Origin of the sequence: Rhodococcus sp. NJ-530 (assembly GCF_003860625.1) — a bacterium.
GTDB classification, from domain to species: Bacteria; Actinomycetota; Actinomycetes; order Mycobacteriales; family Mycobacteriaceae; genus Rhodococcus_F; species Rhodococcus_F qingshengii.
Map to the genome: position 1 here is coordinate 3581639 of NZ_CP034152.1, position 13510 is coordinate 3595148.

At 62.5% G+C, this 13510-nt stretch carries 13 protein-coding genes and 1 pseudogene; 6 read left to right on the forward strand and 8 right to left on the reverse strand.

Annotated elements, in window-relative coordinates; translation table 11 throughout:
- The first annotated feature begins 66 nt into the window (after window positions 1–66).
- Complete coding sequence (locus tag EHW12_RS16645) at window positions 67–1320, forward strand: family 1 glycosylhydrolase (protein WP_080961256.1); 1254 nt, start codon at window positions 67–69, stop codon at window positions 1318–1320.
- Between the two features lie 46 nt (window positions 1321–1366).
- Window positions 1367–1816: a hypothetical protein gene (locus EHW12_RS16650; RefSeq protein ID WP_125051204.1), complete on the forward strand. Its 450-nt coding sequence runs from the start codon at window positions 1367–1369 to the stop codon at window positions 1814–1816.
- On the opposite strand, the gene EHW12_RS16655 is transcribed toward EHW12_RS16650, so the two are convergent.
- Window positions 1794–2597: a helix-turn-helix transcriptional regulator gene (locus EHW12_RS16655; RefSeq protein WP_064075678.1), complete on the reverse strand. Its 804-nt coding sequence runs from the start codon at window positions 2595–2597 to the stop codon at window positions 1794–1796. The genes EHW12_RS16650 and EHW12_RS16655 overlap by 23 nt on opposite strands.
- A 92-nt stretch (window positions 2598–2689) precedes the next feature.
- On the opposite strand from EHW12_RS16655, the gene EHW12_RS16660 reads away from it, so the two are divergent.
- Window positions 2690–3493: a sulfite exporter TauE/SafE family protein gene (locus EHW12_RS16660; RefSeq protein WP_238704793.1), complete on the forward strand. Its 804-nt coding sequence runs from the start codon at window positions 2690–2692 to the stop codon at window positions 3491–3493.
- Here EHW12_RS16660 and EHW12_RS16665 read toward each other — a convergent pair.
- Both EHW12_RS16665 and EHW12_RS16670 read right to left on the reverse strand, forming a co-directional pair.
- Complete coding sequence (locus EHW12_RS16665) at window positions 3490–4095, reverse strand: dihydrofolate reductase family protein (RefSeq protein WP_070161666.1); 606 nt, start codon at window positions 4093–4095, stop codon at window positions 3490–3492. The genes EHW12_RS16660 and EHW12_RS16665 overlap by 4 nt on opposite strands.
- Window positions 4089–4745, reverse strand: a complete 657-nt coding sequence (locus EHW12_RS16670; protein WP_125051206.1) for a nitroreductase family protein — start codon at window positions 4743–4745, stop codon at window positions 4089–4091. The genes EHW12_RS16665 and EHW12_RS16670 overlap by 7 nt, the downstream gene beginning before the upstream one ends.
- Before the next feature lie 110 nt (window positions 4746–4855).
- Between EHW12_RS16670 and EHW12_RS16675 the strand changes: the two are divergent.
- A pseudogene (locus tag EHW12_RS16675) lies at window positions 4856–5484 on the forward strand (LysE family transporter).
- A gap of 21 nt (window positions 5485–5505) precedes the next feature.
- Here the strand turns inward: EHW12_RS16675 and EHW12_RS16680 are convergent.
- The 5 genes from EHW12_RS16680 to EHW12_RS16700 all read right to left on the reverse strand — a co-directional run bounded on the left by EHW12_RS16680 (window position 5506) and on the right by EHW12_RS16700 (window position 11981).
- Complete coding sequence (locus EHW12_RS16680; RefSeq protein WP_030537075.1) at window positions 5506–6177, reverse strand: DUF1345 domain-containing protein; 672 nt, start codon at window positions 6175–6177, stop codon at window positions 5506–5508.
- A gap of 53 nt (window positions 6178–6230) precedes the next feature.
- A complete protein-coding gene (locus tag EHW12_RS16685; RefSeq protein WP_125051208.1) occupies window positions 6231–7550 on the reverse strand; it encodes a lipase family protein in 1320 nt (439 codons plus the stop codon).
- A gap of 20 nt (window positions 7551–7570) precedes the next feature.
- The gene (locus EHW12_RS16690) at window positions 7571–8902 is read right to left on the reverse strand and encodes a cyclopropane-fatty-acyl-phospholipid synthase family protein (RefSeq protein ID WP_007732273.1); all 1332 of its coding nucleotides are present in this window, start codon (window positions 8900–8902) and stop codon (window positions 7571–7573) included.
- A gap of 127 nt (window positions 8903–9029) precedes the next feature.
- Entirely contained in the window at window positions 9030–10586 is a 1557-nt protein-coding gene (locus EHW12_RS16695) for an aminotransferase class V-fold PLP-dependent enzyme (protein ID WP_176742016.1), read from the reverse strand.
- Window positions 10587–10589: 3 nt separating this feature from the next.
- Window positions 10590–11981 carry an MFS transporter gene (locus EHW12_RS16700; RefSeq protein WP_206434746.1) on the reverse strand — a complete coding sequence of 464 codons (1392 nt, stop codon included), beginning with the start codon at window positions 11979–11981 and terminating at the stop codon, window positions 10590–10592.
- Between the two features lie 124 nt (window positions 11982–12105).
- On the opposite strand from EHW12_RS16700, the gene EHW12_RS16705 reads away from it, so the two are divergent.
- Both EHW12_RS16705 and EHW12_RS16710 read left to right on the forward strand, forming a co-directional pair.
- Complete coding sequence (locus tag EHW12_RS16705; RefSeq protein ID WP_180279627.1) at window positions 12106–12759, forward strand: GNAT family protein; 654 nt, start codon at window positions 12106–12108, stop codon at window positions 12757–12759.
- 95 nt (window positions 12760–12854) lie between these two features.
- Entirely contained in the window at window positions 12855–13424 is a 570-nt protein-coding gene (locus EHW12_RS16710; protein WP_058039487.1) for a DUF5655 domain-containing protein, read from the forward strand.
- The last annotated feature ends 86 nt before the right edge of the window (window positions 13425–13510 follow it).

The following is a 13510-nucleotide window of genomic DNA, read 5'->3' on the forward strand; positions in this document are numbered from 1 at the left end:
TGGACACTTGTATGACTTAGTCTCCCAGGCATGGGAGCCCTGTCACGGTCTATCGCGCCTGCGCTGATGGCACTGACGTGCCTGTTCGGGGTGCTGGCCCTTCCCGCTCACGCCTCGGCTGAGGTACCGGATGACTTCCTCTGGGGCGTTGCCACCTCCGGGTTCCAATCGGAAGGTTCGTCGCCGGACAGCAACTGGTCTCGATACTCCGATTCCGGACGAACCCACGACAAGATCGGTGACTCGGTCGACTTCCGTCATCGCTACGCCGAGGACATCGACCGGGCGGCCGATCTGGGATCGAAGGTTTTCCGATTCGGCGTCGAGTGGGCGCGAGTTCAGCCCGCCGCCGGGAGCTGGAACGAGACCGAATTCGCCTACTACGACGACGTGGTAGCTCACATCCGCGCGCAGGGCATGACTCCGATGATCACACTCGACCACTGGGTGTATCCGGGATGGGTTGTCGATCAAGGCGGCTGGACAAATCCGAAGACGGAAGCCGATTGGCTGGTCAACGCAGAGAAGGTAGTCGAGCGGTACTCCGGAATCGGGGCGCTCTGGATCACGATCAACGAGCCGACTGTGTACGTTCAGCGCGAATTGACCTACGGCGGAATCGCACTCACCCAGGCGCCGTCGATGTTCGACTCATTGGTCCGAGTCCACCGGGCGATCTACGACCGCATCCATGTTCTCGATCCCGGTGCCCGCGTAAGCAGTAATTTCTCCTTCATTCCCGGCGTGTCCGAGGCGATCGATTCGGTATTCACGGATCGAGTGCGCGACAAGCTCGACTTTCTCGGCATCGACTACTACTACGGTGTGGCCCTGAACAATCCGACTGCCGCGTACGCCGCACTCGACGAGTTCTACAACGTCACGCCGCAGCCCGAAGGCCTGTACGACGCATTGATGCGGTACTCGGGCAAGTACTCGGAACTCCCCCTCTACATCGTCGAGAACGGCATGCCCACCGACAACGGAGCGCCGCGCGCCGACGGATACACACGCGCGAATCACTTACGCGATCATATCTATTGGATGGAACGCGCCCGAGAAGACGGTGCCGACGTGATCGGCTACAACTACTGGTCCATCACCGACAACTACGAATGGGGTTCGTACCGACCTCGATTCGGCCTCTACACGGTCGATGTTCTCGGCGATCCCACTGCGGCGCGAATCCCGACCGACGGCGTCGACGCCTACCGCCGGATCATTCACGAGAACGGCGTCGGGGCCGACTACGTGCCCGTCATGGCCCCGGCTTTCTGCTCGCTCGTCGATCCTCCCCGCAGCTGTACGGCTACTCGATGACGGCCGTTTTCCGAAATTCCTCCACTCCTCGTCGTTAGGATGTCCCATGCGAACACTGCGAAATATCGCCGGAACTGCCGCTGCCACGGCTGCCCTGATCCTGGTTGCCGGAGGCGCTGCGACAGCAGCCCCCAACCCGGCCGATTCACCCCGCGAGGCGCAGGCGCGTGCCTACATCGACGCCCTCGTCTCCCATGACGTTTCCGATGTCCATTTCGCCCCGGATGCGACGCGCGTCGAAGCCGGACTCAAGACGGGTTTCTCCGGACCACAGATGTCCGCCGACCTCGAAAACGGTATTCAATACCGCGTTATCCAGGGCGTCCGAGACCTCGAGATGTCGGAAGCCGGGGACATCGTCTCGACCACCTACCTGCTGGACGCGGGAATCGGCGGCACTCGCCTCATGACCGTGGAGATTCGTGAAACCTTCGAAGTCCATGACGGTCTCATCCACGACGTCGTCGCCGACATCATCCCTGTGTCTGTGTCGTGACGCGCGCCCGATAGCTACTGGGCGGTGCACCCGAGACTCGGGTGCACATCGCCGCGAATGCAGCCGGCGTCGAGTATCCGAGTTCAGACGCAACGGCCGTCACACTGGCCCCGGCAGAAAGTTTCGGAAGCGCGTGAAGAATGCAGGCACGCTGCATCCACGACGACGCGCTCATCCCCGTTTCCGAGATCAGCAAGCGGTGCAGTGTTCGTTCACTGACGTGGAGTCGGTCAGCCCACCGCGTGGGCGAGTCATGGATCGACGGGGCTGCGAGATACTGCGCGCACAACGCCCGCAATCCCGGGTGCCGAGGCAGCGGGAGTTCCACAGGTAGGGGCGCAAGATCGCGAAGTTCGTGCAGGATCAGCTGAAATACCGCGGCGCTGCGTCCGTGTGCGGGGAAGTCGTCCTCCACATTCAGCTCGACATCCACGTCGACTGCAGCGACAAGTAACTCACGCAGGAGCGACGATACTGCGACGACTCGGCACCTGACCGGGAACCACGGCGCTGCGGACGGTTCGATGTAGAGGCTTCGCGTGCTGACGCCGTCCATTGTCACGGCATGAGCGACACCGGCTGGAATCATGACCGCATTGGACGGCAGAACCGTCCACTCACCGTCTTCGGTTTCGACGTTCATCGCACCGTTCACAGCGAAGAGAAACTGGGCTCGTCGATGTTCGTGGGCGGCCAGCACGTGACCGGGTGGGTAGTCGGTTCCGAGTGCGAGAACACCGCGGGGTGAGTGATCGACGTCGTTGATCGAGATGTTGCGCACCGGAGGAACCTACCGAGTCCGTGTCTGATTGACAATGGAACCTGGCGAACCTTCGAATGTGCGCCAGCGGAGAAATCGCTACCGTTCATCAAGTGTTTCACTACGCCCTCATCCTTCTCGCTTTCGGCGCCTTGACCGGAGTCACCACCGTTCTGTTCGGATTCGGTGGCGGGTTCGTCACTGTCCCAGTCGTTTACGCTGCATCGACGCTGAGGCCGGACGTCATCGATCCGATGCATGTCGCCGTAGCATCCTCGGCGGCCGTGATGGTGGTCAATTCACTCGGTGCCACAGTCGCATTCAGGAAGTCAGGACGGCTTCGGACGGAGTACATCAGACCTCTGATCGGCCCCGTCGCACTCGGAGCCGGGCTCGGAGCGGTTGCGGCGGGCCACGTAGACGACGGCGTCGTCCGGATTCTGTTTGTGCTCTACCTGCTGGTGACAATCCTGGACAGTCTTCTGCGACAAGGGTTTCTGACACCATCTGAACCTCGCGAACATCTTGACCGTCACGGCGTCCGCGCTGTCGGGATAGGCATCGGTGCCGTCGCAAGTTTCCTCGGAGTCGGCGGGAGCGTCATGACGGTTCCGATGATGCGACGCGGCGGAGTTCCGATGGCCGACGCCGCCGCGAGCGCCAACCCGTTGAGCTTGCCTGTCGCCGTCGTCGCGACTGCGGTGTATGCGGTCTCATCAGGGCACAGTTCAGCCTGGGATCTGTCGGCGGGCAGAGTCGGCGCTGTCGACCTTCTGGCCGTCTGTGCACTACTCGCCGGTTCCCTACCGGCGATCGCGCTGAGCCGACGAATCGTCGGTGCCATACCGGACCGAGTCCATGCCGCCGCCTACATCGCTCTACTCGGCGTCGTCACGGCAGTGATGGTGATTGCTTAGCGAACGGCGTATCGCAGATAGATGACGCCGCCGTCGAAGGTTTTCTCCTCGAGCAGCTGCAGATCAAGCCGGCTTTCCGGGAGAGCTCGCAATCCGCCACCGATATTGACCGGACACAGGAACAGTCTGACTTCATCGACCAAACCCGCCGCGAAAGCACTAACCGCAACCGTCGGTCCACCGATCGAGATATCTTGTACCGCTTCACTCTCGAGCAAACGGATGGAGTCTTCATCGAAGCTCGGGACAATCCTGGTACGTGCGGTCGACACCTCGTTCAGCGTCGTGGAGTACACGATCTTGTCGATTCCACGCCAGATCTGAGCGAACTCGGCGGTCGCCGCCTCGATACCGGCAAACTCGTCCGGAGCCGAAGGTCCTCCTGCCACCGAAGAACGCTCGAGATCCTCGGATGCCATTGTTTCCCAGGGAATCATCGTCTCGTACATCCGGCGCCCGAGCAGGTACGTGCCGACTCCCCTCTCTAGCTCGTTGACGAACGCATGGACCTGTGCGTCGGGAACCGCCCAGTCGAAGTTTCCTTGCTCATCAGCCACATACCCGTCGATCGAGCAGATCGCCGAGTAGATCAGGCTCACCATCGGTCCACGTGCAGCACGTTGTCGACCGGTTCACGGGCGGCGGGTTTGAACGTCTCGCCGGTGAAGTACGCCGTCGGGATGAGCGCAGCCTCATGGAAGCCGGCCGGAATGCCCAGCAGCTCCGCAACTTCCGCTTCACGCTGCAAATGCAATGTCGTCCACGCCGTACCGAGCCCACGTGCCCGCGCGGCCAGCGCGTAACTCCACACAGCCGGGAGTAGCGAACCCCACAGGCCGGCTTGGTTCCCCTCCGGCAGCGTCTTGCCCGCCTTGATACACGGAATGAGAAGGACCGGCACCTCACCCATGTGCTCACCGAGCCACGCGACGCTGGTGCCCACGCGTTGTTGAATCGGCGCGCGATCGGGATCATCGGCGAAGAGTTTTGCCGCCGAACCGTGAGAGGCAAGGTACTCGTCGGTGACTTCCTTGTAGATCTGCCCGACTGCTGCACGCAGTGCCGGATCGGTCACCACCATCCACTGCCAGCCCTGGCGATTCGAACCGGAGGGCGCTTGCAGGGCGATCTGGAGGCATTCCTTCACCAGGTCCAACGGCACGGGACGGGTCAGATCCAGACGCTTTCGAACGGTCCGCGTTGTGGTCAGCAATTCGTCGGGTGTCAGGTCGAGTACGGGATACGACGTCATCTCCCGATCATTGCACTGTCGCGAGCAGTGAGCAGGACTGTCCGTCTACACTTTTCTGATCCCGTGCGTGCTCGTTGTCGGGAGTATTTCCCGATCAAAGGACTTTCGACATGAGTTGGCACGTCTGGTTGGCGTTCTTCGGAGCAAGTTGGGTGATCAGCCTGTCGCCGGGGGCCGGCGCCATTGCGTCGATGTCGTCGGGACTTGCCTACGGCTTGCGACGCGGATACTGGAACATCTTCGGGCTGCAGTTGGGATTGTTGCTGCAGATCGGAATTGTCGCGGCGGGGGTCGGTGCAATTCTCGCCAGTTCGACCGTGGCCTTTTCCTTGATCAAGTGGTTCGGTGTCGCATACCTGGTCTACCTGGGGATCAGGCAGTGGCGATCGGCGCCCACCGAGGTGGAGACCGACGAGGCAGCCGCGAGCAGCTCCGGTCCGATGATGATGCTTCGCGGATTTCTCGTGAACGCGAGCAATCCGAAGGCCGTCGTTTTCATGCTCGCAGTGCTCCCGCAGTTCCTGGACCCGTCGGCGCCGCTGCTGCCGCAGTATCTGATCATCGCCGCCACGATGTGCGCAGTCGACGTGATCGTGATGACCGGATACACCGGCCTGGCCGCCCGGGTGCTCACCTTGATGCGCTCCCCAAACAGCAGCGAACCACCAATCGAGTGTTCGCCGGTCTGTTCTTCGGAGCCGCCGGCTTCCTCTCGAGCATCGGGCGTGCAGCGGCTTGATCGGTCACACGGCTCGAGAGATCACAGGCCCGCAATCAAGTTGACGACGGACGCCACGATCACCGAACCGAACAGGTACGACAGCAATGCGTGGCCGAGTGCCATCGCGCGCATGTCCGACGACTTCAAGTTGGTGTCGGAAATCGCGAAGCTCATCCCGACCGTGTACGCCACGTAGGCGAAATCGCTGTACCTCGGCGGTTCTTCCTGATTGAAATCGATTCCGCCGTCGGGGCCGGAGTAGTACAGCCGTGCATATCCGAGGGCGAAGAGCGTGTGGACCGCCAGCCACGAGATCACGACGCTGCCGACTGCAACCGATGCCGCCACTACTTGGTAGTGATGTCCGTCGGGTGCCGCCAGGAGCAGGAACGCGATACCGACCAGGCTCGCGACGGCGGCACCGAGAATCAGCAGGTGCGCGACGTTTCGGGCCGGCTCTTCGCGCGTTGCGTGGCTTGCGGTGAGCGTCGCGTCGAAGGGCCAGACCAGAATCCACGTCCACACCGTGAACACCATCGCCGCCACATCCCAGCCGATCAGAAACGCGAATCGGGGATAGCCGACCAACGCCGTGACGACACCGGCGGCCACACCGAGCAGCAGACCCGTCGACACTCTCAGGGCCGGCCCGGCACCCAGGGCGCTCCGTGGAACCGGGTTGATCGGAAGGTCGTGCGGTCGATCGTTCACGGGCTCAGTCAACCACTGTTAGAAGTGAGACGGTGGTTACGTGACACGGCGACTCAGGCGTTGCACGCACCGACTATCGGCTTGCCGTTGAATCTGTCCAGCACGTACTGCAATCCGACGCCGAAATCCGCTACGGCCGGCGCGAGGTGGTTGTTGCCGCTCCCCGGATTCACCGCAGGCAGGGTGTCGGTGAACAACGTCGCCTCGGCCCCGCGCGCGCACCAGTCCTGAACCAGGCGCCGGGTTTGCTCGTACGGGATGAAATCGTCGTTGAGCGCTCCGTTGACCAGAATCGGCGAGGCCGGGGTTCGCCACCCGATGCGTTGTTCCTCGATCACCTGTTGGATCTCCGGTACCGATTCCACCACGTCGGCGAGTGGTCGTCCGTCTGTGGTCCACGACGCCGTCGACTGCTTCCCGTACTTGGTTCGGGAATCGATGAGGCATTGCCCGGCGACGTCGGCGAGCACGGACCGGCCGTAGTCGTTGAGTCGAGATTCGATTGGCTCTCGGGCGGCAGGATAGCGGTCGAGGACGCCGTTGATCGTGTAACCGATCGCGGCCATCAGGCCGGTACCGTCGATATGACGCAGAACGCTTGCCAGGTCTGCCGGGGGCGCGCTCGCGTAACTCCCGACCAGATTCAACTCAGGCGCGTATTCGGGTGCCAGTTCGGTTGCAGCGGCAGTGGCGCCGCCGCCCTGCGAATGACCCCACAGCGCTATCGGATCGTCCTCTCCTGCCTGCGCGAGGGCTCGGGCAGCGCGTACACCGTCCAACATCGCATGGGCTTCCTCGGCGCGATTGACGTAGGTATGGACGCCGGGTGTTCCGAGTCCGATGTAGTCGGTGACGAATACACGAACGCCCTGGGCGAGGAAAGCGAAAGCAAAAGCTGACTCGTAGTTGACACCGACACTGTCCACACCGGCACCGTAGTTCGACGGATTCCCGGGTTCCGCCAGGCGGAGCTGACCGGCAGTGGGAAACATCCTCGACGGCGCGCACTGATCACCTTGGCCCTGCGTACCCGGACCGATCACCACCGTCGGGCGGGGGCCCGCTCCTGACCACGGGGCAGCCGGCTCCAGGTACGAGCCCGACACAGCAACCTTGGATCCGTGGGTGTCGGTACTCGAATACAGGATCCGGGTCCCCACACCAGGCACTCCGCCGACGGCACCGGCCAGAGCCAGCGGTTCCGTCCGAATCACCGAACCCGGATCACCGACGTCGCCCGGAATCGCATCGTAGAAATCGTTCACAGGTTCGGCGTTCGACATCGGTGTGAACAGCAGCGAGGTCGGCAACAGCGCCGATACCGCAACGGCCGAAACCTTCAGTGCCGCGAGGACAACCTTCCGGGTGCTCATGGAAATCCAACGTATAGGCCTCAGTCGACGCGCGGACCGGTTTCGATCTGCGGGACTTCAATCGATCGATACCAACTGTCACGCGAGCGGGCCATGCCGCTGGCCCCCCGATCCCCTGGTTTCACGGCCAGAACCTGATGAATCGTAAGCCTGTGCGGCTCCTCGAAACCCAGGGCACTGGCAGCGAGATACAGCAACCAGGTACGCACCCGGGGAGCACCGACCTGTAAGACCGATGCGTCCCAGTTCTCGCGGAGGTTCTGCACCCATGCGCGCAGTGTCAGTGCGTAATGCTCGCGCAACGCTTCGCTGTCACGCGTCTCGAAACCCGAAAGTTCCAGCGCATCAATGGTTTTACTCAACGGAAGGATCTCACCGTCCGGGAAGATGTACCTGTCGATGAAGCTGGGACCGTCATCGACGTTGTCCGACAACGACTTCACCGCGGCGATGGCATGATTGAGCAGACGACCCCGCGGCACGAGCAGGTCGTAGAGTTTTGCCGTGTACACCGGCAAATTGACCAGGCCCACGTGCTCGGACATGCCGATGCTCGAAATCGCGTCGTAAGGGCCGTCGTCGACGTCGCGGTAGTCCTGCACCCGAATCTCGATGCGATCGGTCAAACCCGCGTCGGCAACTCGCCCCTTGGCGTATTCGACCTGCTCGTTGCTCAGCGAGACTCCGACGACGTCGACGCCGTAGTTCTGGGCGGCGTGTAATGCCATCGATCCCCAACCGCAGCCGACGTCGAGCAGTCGCATTCCCGGCTTCAGATCGAGCTTGCGGCAAATCAAGTCCAGCTTCGCGTACTGAGCAGCTTCGAGGGATTCGACACCTTCCGGCCAGTATCCGCACGAATAAACCATGCTCGGCCCGAGGAACAGTTCGTAGAAGCGATTCCCGACGTCGTAGTGATGGGAGACAGTCGCCGAATCGCGTGATCTACTGTGCCGCTTGCCTCGCTTACTACGCATCTCGATCGCCGGGGGTGACGGTGGTGGACCCACCGCCCCCAAGCCGGCGAAAGTACCGGCGGCGCGAACAATCGAGCGCAGCGGCAACGTCGACAAACGATTCTCACCGAGCCGCGTGACCAGTTCCGGGACGTCGAGGAGCGCGAAGATGTCGCCGTCTACGTCCAGATCGCCGGAAACGTACGCCCTCGCCAGCCCTAATTCGTTGGGAGAGTAGAGGACCCGCCGTAGGGCACGCCGATTCCGGAAGTGAACCTGCGCAGCGGCGTCCGGTGGCCCTGCCTCCGAACCGTCCCAACATCGCACGCGAACCGGAAGCGGAACCCCGATCACTTCCTCGAACACCGTCAAAATCTTGGCCGCGGCACCAGTCACTGATCAACCCTCCGACAAAAGATGGTTAGCCGATGACAGAAAACTTACGCCCGATTCGCGAATCTTTCGCGCCATTTGTCCGAGTTTTGAGCAGTGTTCATCGCGGTTTCGGTATTCATCGCCGAGTTCAGGGTTCCACCATTCCGGCGAGGAATTCCACCAGCAGTCTCTTCGTGACCTCACGTGGCAGCGATTCCACTGCCGCGAGGACGGCCGCCATGTCCAAGGGAGAATCGGAAGAGCCCCGAGGATCCAGCCCCGCCGACGTCAACGCTGCCGCGACGGCGTCACTGGGCAACGCAAGAACATCGGCGACGGTGACATCGCCACGTTCGAATGCTCCGGCCAACTCTGCCAGGGCCGGCGGCGCCTCGGCTGCCGCCGAGCCGCGAACGTCGTCGGCACCGAGGACGAGTGCGCTGGTCAACTCGCCGAGCACAGATTCCGTCACCGGGGTGACGGTGAGGTGGGTTGTTCGAGGCAACGTCGTCCCGTCAGGTTGCGTCGACGCCGGCTGCCCTTGAAGGACGAAGCCGCGAGCACCGACAGCGCTCACCCAGCGATGCGGATCCACTCGCCGTTCGAGCGGCACGGAATCGTCGGTAGCGACCGCGAACAGTGGTCCCACCGGCGAGCCCACGACGCGAAGACCCTCGATTGCCTCGACCGTGCCGATCAGTGCACGAGTGGCCCGCTGCGCCCGGGACACCAATTCGGCGTACCCGGATTGCCCGAGGACTTGCGAAATCGCCCAAGCACCGGCAAGAGCAGCAACGGATTTGGAACCGAGAAGCGTGGGATTGACCACCGGGTACCCCGGCCAGTCCGTGAGTCCGAAATACTGCTTGCGATGCAGATCTCGCCCTCGGTGCAGCAGGACCGAAACGCCTTTGGGCGAGTATCCGTACTTGTGGAAGTCGACGGACATGCTGGTGACCCCGGGCACCCGGAAATCCCAGGGTGGCAGATCACCCCACCACGGCAACGCAAGCCCACCGATGCAGGCGTCGACATGCAGTGGAATCGAATGTGCACGAGCAACTTCCGCGACATCGGCGATCGGGTCGAGCGCCGCGAACGGGTAGCTGGGCGCGGAGACGACGATCAAGACCGTGTCTTTCCGAACTGCCGTCGCAATATCTTGTGCGCCGACGCGCCCCGACGTGGGATCTACTGGTACCAGGATCAGTTCCAGTCCGAGCAGGTGAGCTGCCTTGTGGAAAGCGGCATGCGCGGTGGTCGGAAGAACCAGCGAACCCTCACCCGGCGGGAGCCCACGGAAGTCGCGAGCTGCCTTGACGGCCAACACACAACTCTCCGTTCCGCCGCTGGTGACATTGCCGACGACTACGCCTCCGGCGTCTGTATCTGCGGCTGGGTCTGAAGCTCCATGGAGGAACTCGCGTGCGAACGCAACCAACTCACGCTCCATCACCGCGGTGGACGGGAACACCGTCGGGTCGAGACCGTTGACCGGCTGAACCAATCGAGCTGCGTCCGCTGCCAACTCGTCGAGCGCTGCGAGGCCGCTGTCGTACACGTACGACAGAACCCGGCCTCCGTGCGTCGGAGCGTCCTGCTCGCGAAGCGAACGCAACCGACTCAAGATGTCGGCCGCCCTCTTCTCGAGGTTTGCGCTCTCGACGATCTTGCCCTGAAGTTCCTCGGCCCGAGTGGAACTCATCGTTCACCTTTCGTTCTCGTGAGTGGATTCTTGTTCGGTGCGGTAATTCCGCAATACGACCAGGCTGATCGCAACCAGGATCGCCGGCACGACCGAGAAGCCGAGGGCAATTCCGGTCAGCGCCGATTCCGTTTGCACGACAGTCTCGCCCGCAGTTTTCGAGACGAAGCCGGTCACCGCGAGTACACCCAAGAACACCGCGGGTCCCAGGGCAAGGCCTGCGGTTTCCGCGGCGGTCCAGATACCACTGAGCGAACCACCGCGTTGGCGCCCACCGATTCGCGCGTCGTCCTCGATGACGTCCGGAAGCATCGCCAGCGGGAACACCTGCATGCCGGCGTAGCCGACGCCGGCAAGCGCGACGGCACCGTAGATCCACGAACCCGCGTCGACAGCCGCAAGCGTCAACAACGCCGTGGCGACGACGAACAGAACCGAAGACACCACGTAACCGCGAAGCTTTCCGTACCGATGCGAGAACCGGTACCACAGCGGCATGACGACGAGAGCTGGTCCGACGAGTGCAACGAACAGACCGGTGAGCGCACCTTCGTTGCCCATCACATAGGTCGCCAGATATTGCGCACCCGCCAACATCACGGCGGTGGCAAGAGCTTGGAGCACGAAGACGCTGACCAGCAATCGGAACGCGCGGGTACGTCGTATCGCGTCGAACCCGTCCCGGTACTGCGAGAGCAACGAGCCGACCGGCGCGTCCGCGTGAGTCACCGTGTGGCGCGCGGCTCCGCGAACTGCCCAGATCATTGCCCCGCACATCAGCGCCGACACCCCGATCGCCATGACCAGATAACCGCGTGCTCCGCCTCCGGCAGCATCGCGGAGCTCGGGTCCGCCGGCGCCGATGACCAGAATTGTCAGGGCCAACACCGCAATTCGAACCGATACCAACCGAGTGCGCTCGTGGTAATCGCCGGTCAACTCGGTCGGCAACGCGATATATGGAACCTGAAAGAGGCTGTAGGCACTCGCCGCGAGCAGGAAGAAGACGAGCACCCACATCGCCCCGACTCCTGGGCCGGCCGACACCGGGGCCGAGAACGTGAGAATGAAGAGCAACGGCAGTCCCAGAGCGCCTGCGAGCATGAGTGGCACTCGCGTACCGGTTCGATGAGAGCTTCGGTCGCTGATCGACCCGATCAGCGGATCGATCAGGACGTCGGCGATTTTCGGGACAATGACCACAAGCGACGCGAGCGCCGCGGCAACGCCGAGCGTGTCGGTCAGGTAGTACGCCAGTACCAGACCTGGCAGAACACCGAATCCACCCGTACCGACACTTCCCGCTGCGTATCCGGCCACCACACCACGCGAAAGCCTGTCGGGCGATCTACCTTCACGAAGACGTACCGGTTTGTCTGTAGTCACCGTCCACACACTAATGTCACGACTTCGTACCGCGAGGGCAAAAGAATCCCGATGACCAGAAGTCGCTCACTCGGACGGGCCTGGCATGCCAGACTGTGACCCGATTCGCACACGAAACGAAGGTCTGAAGACGATGGTTGACCCACTGCGAGAGATCTGGCCTCCGTACGGAGTCACGATCACGTGTGGGCCCATCACCTTGCTCCCTGTGCGCGACGATCATTTCCCCGAACTCACTGCGCTGGTCCGAGCCGGCATTCACCCTGCCGAACAGATGCCGTTTCTCGTCCCCTGGACGGTGGGCACTCCCGACGAAGTGTCGCGAAGATTCATCCAATACCACTGGTCGGTCCGCGGAGCGATGACCATGACCGACTGGAAATTCGAAACAGCCATTGTCGTCGACGGAGAAATCGTCGGCTGCCAGGCGTTCGCCGCGACGGACTTTCCTACCAGTCGTACCGGTGAAACCGGCTCGTGGATCGGACGCGGGTTCCAAGGCCGGGGTGTCGGCACTCTCGCCCGACAGGCAATCTGCGCATTCGCATTCGACTCTTTGGGTGCACGAAGCGTGGTGTCATCGGCATTCACGGACAACCCCGCCTCGATCACGGTGTCCACCAAAGTCGGGTACCGCGCAGACGGCACAGTAGAGGAGTTGGCTGCCGACGGTCGCATGACCGTGCGTCGTCTCTTCACCCTCAGCCGCGAAGATTTTGTCGCACCGCCGTATCCCGTCGAAGTGACCGGCGTGCGCGCGTTCAAGACGATGCTCGGCATCGACTGAGCGAGCTACCCGTGCACCGTGAGAACCGAGAGAGCAGCGACAACCGGAAGACCAGTGACAACCGAAAGACCAGCGACAACCGGTAGAACAGACACATGGAACCCTCCGACATGATGGCCGCAGTCACCTCGTCCATGCGCGACCGTACCGGGCGCACCCTCGAAGAATGGGTTGAGGCCGTACGGACGTCCGGGGTCGACCCGCTCGATCAGAACGAAGTGCGCAAGTGGCTGAAAGCAGAGCACGGTGTGCCGCAGAATTCGCAGTGGGCAATTGCATTCGAGACTGCCGAACAGTCCGGATGGGTGGAGCCGACCGTCGAGCAATACATCGACCAGCAGTACAGCGGCCCGAAGGCGGCACTGCGGCCGATCTTCGATGCAGCCCGACGTCTGATCGAAGAACTCGGAGCCGATGTTCGGGTCGAAGGCCGCGGAACCTACACACCCTTCGTTCGCGCTCGCCAATTCGCCGCCATCGCAGCGGCCACCAAGGCCCGAGTCGACCTCGGACTACGTTTTGTCGAGGCCCCCGAATCCGAACTTCTTGTGCCGGCCAAAGCTCCCGGGCAGTCGACCCACAAGATCGGGCTCAGCAGCACCGCAGACGTGAACGACGAAGTCGGATCGCTGACAGCGATCGCGTATCAACAGAACGGCCGGTAGGTCACCCACTCACCGCCACGCAAACGCACCTGCAGGCTGCACGAAAGTCCCTGTCCTCCTTGTCGGAGAACAGGGACTTTCTTCAC

Bases quoted from the DNA above. Each gene is read 5' to 3' on its own strand.
- EHW12_RS16645 (WP_080961256.1), top strand. From the start codon at position 67: ATGGCACTGACGTGCCTGTTCGGGGTGCTGGCCCTTCCCGCTCACGCC.
- EHW12_RS16650 (WP_125051204.1), top strand. From the start codon at position 1,367: ATGCGAACACTGCGAAATATCGCCGGAACTGCCGCTGCCACGGCTGCC.
- EHW12_RS16665 (WP_070161666.1), bottom strand. From the start codon at position 4,095: ATGGTGAGCCTGATCTACTCGGCGATCTGCTCGATCGACGGGTATGTG.
- EHW12_RS16670 (WP_125051206.1), bottom strand. From the start codon at position 4,745: ATGACGTCGTATCCCGTACTCGACCTGACACCCGACGAATTGCTGACC.
- EHW12_RS16685 (WP_125051208.1), bottom strand. From the start codon at position 7,550: ATGAGCACCCGGAAGGTTGTCCTCGCGGCACTGAAGGTTTCGGCCGTT.
- EHW12_RS16695 (WP_176742016.1), bottom strand. From the start codon at position 10,586: ATGAGTTCCACTCGGGCCGAGGAACTTCAGGGCAAGATCGTCGAGAGC.
- EHW12_RS16705 (WP_180279627.1), top strand. From the start codon at position 12,106: ATGGTTGACCCACTGCGAGAGATCTGGCCTCCGTACGGAGTCACGATC.
- EHW12_RS16710 (WP_058039487.1), top strand. From the start codon at position 12,855: ATGGAACCCTCCGACATGATGGCCGCAGTCACCTCGTCCATGCGCGAC.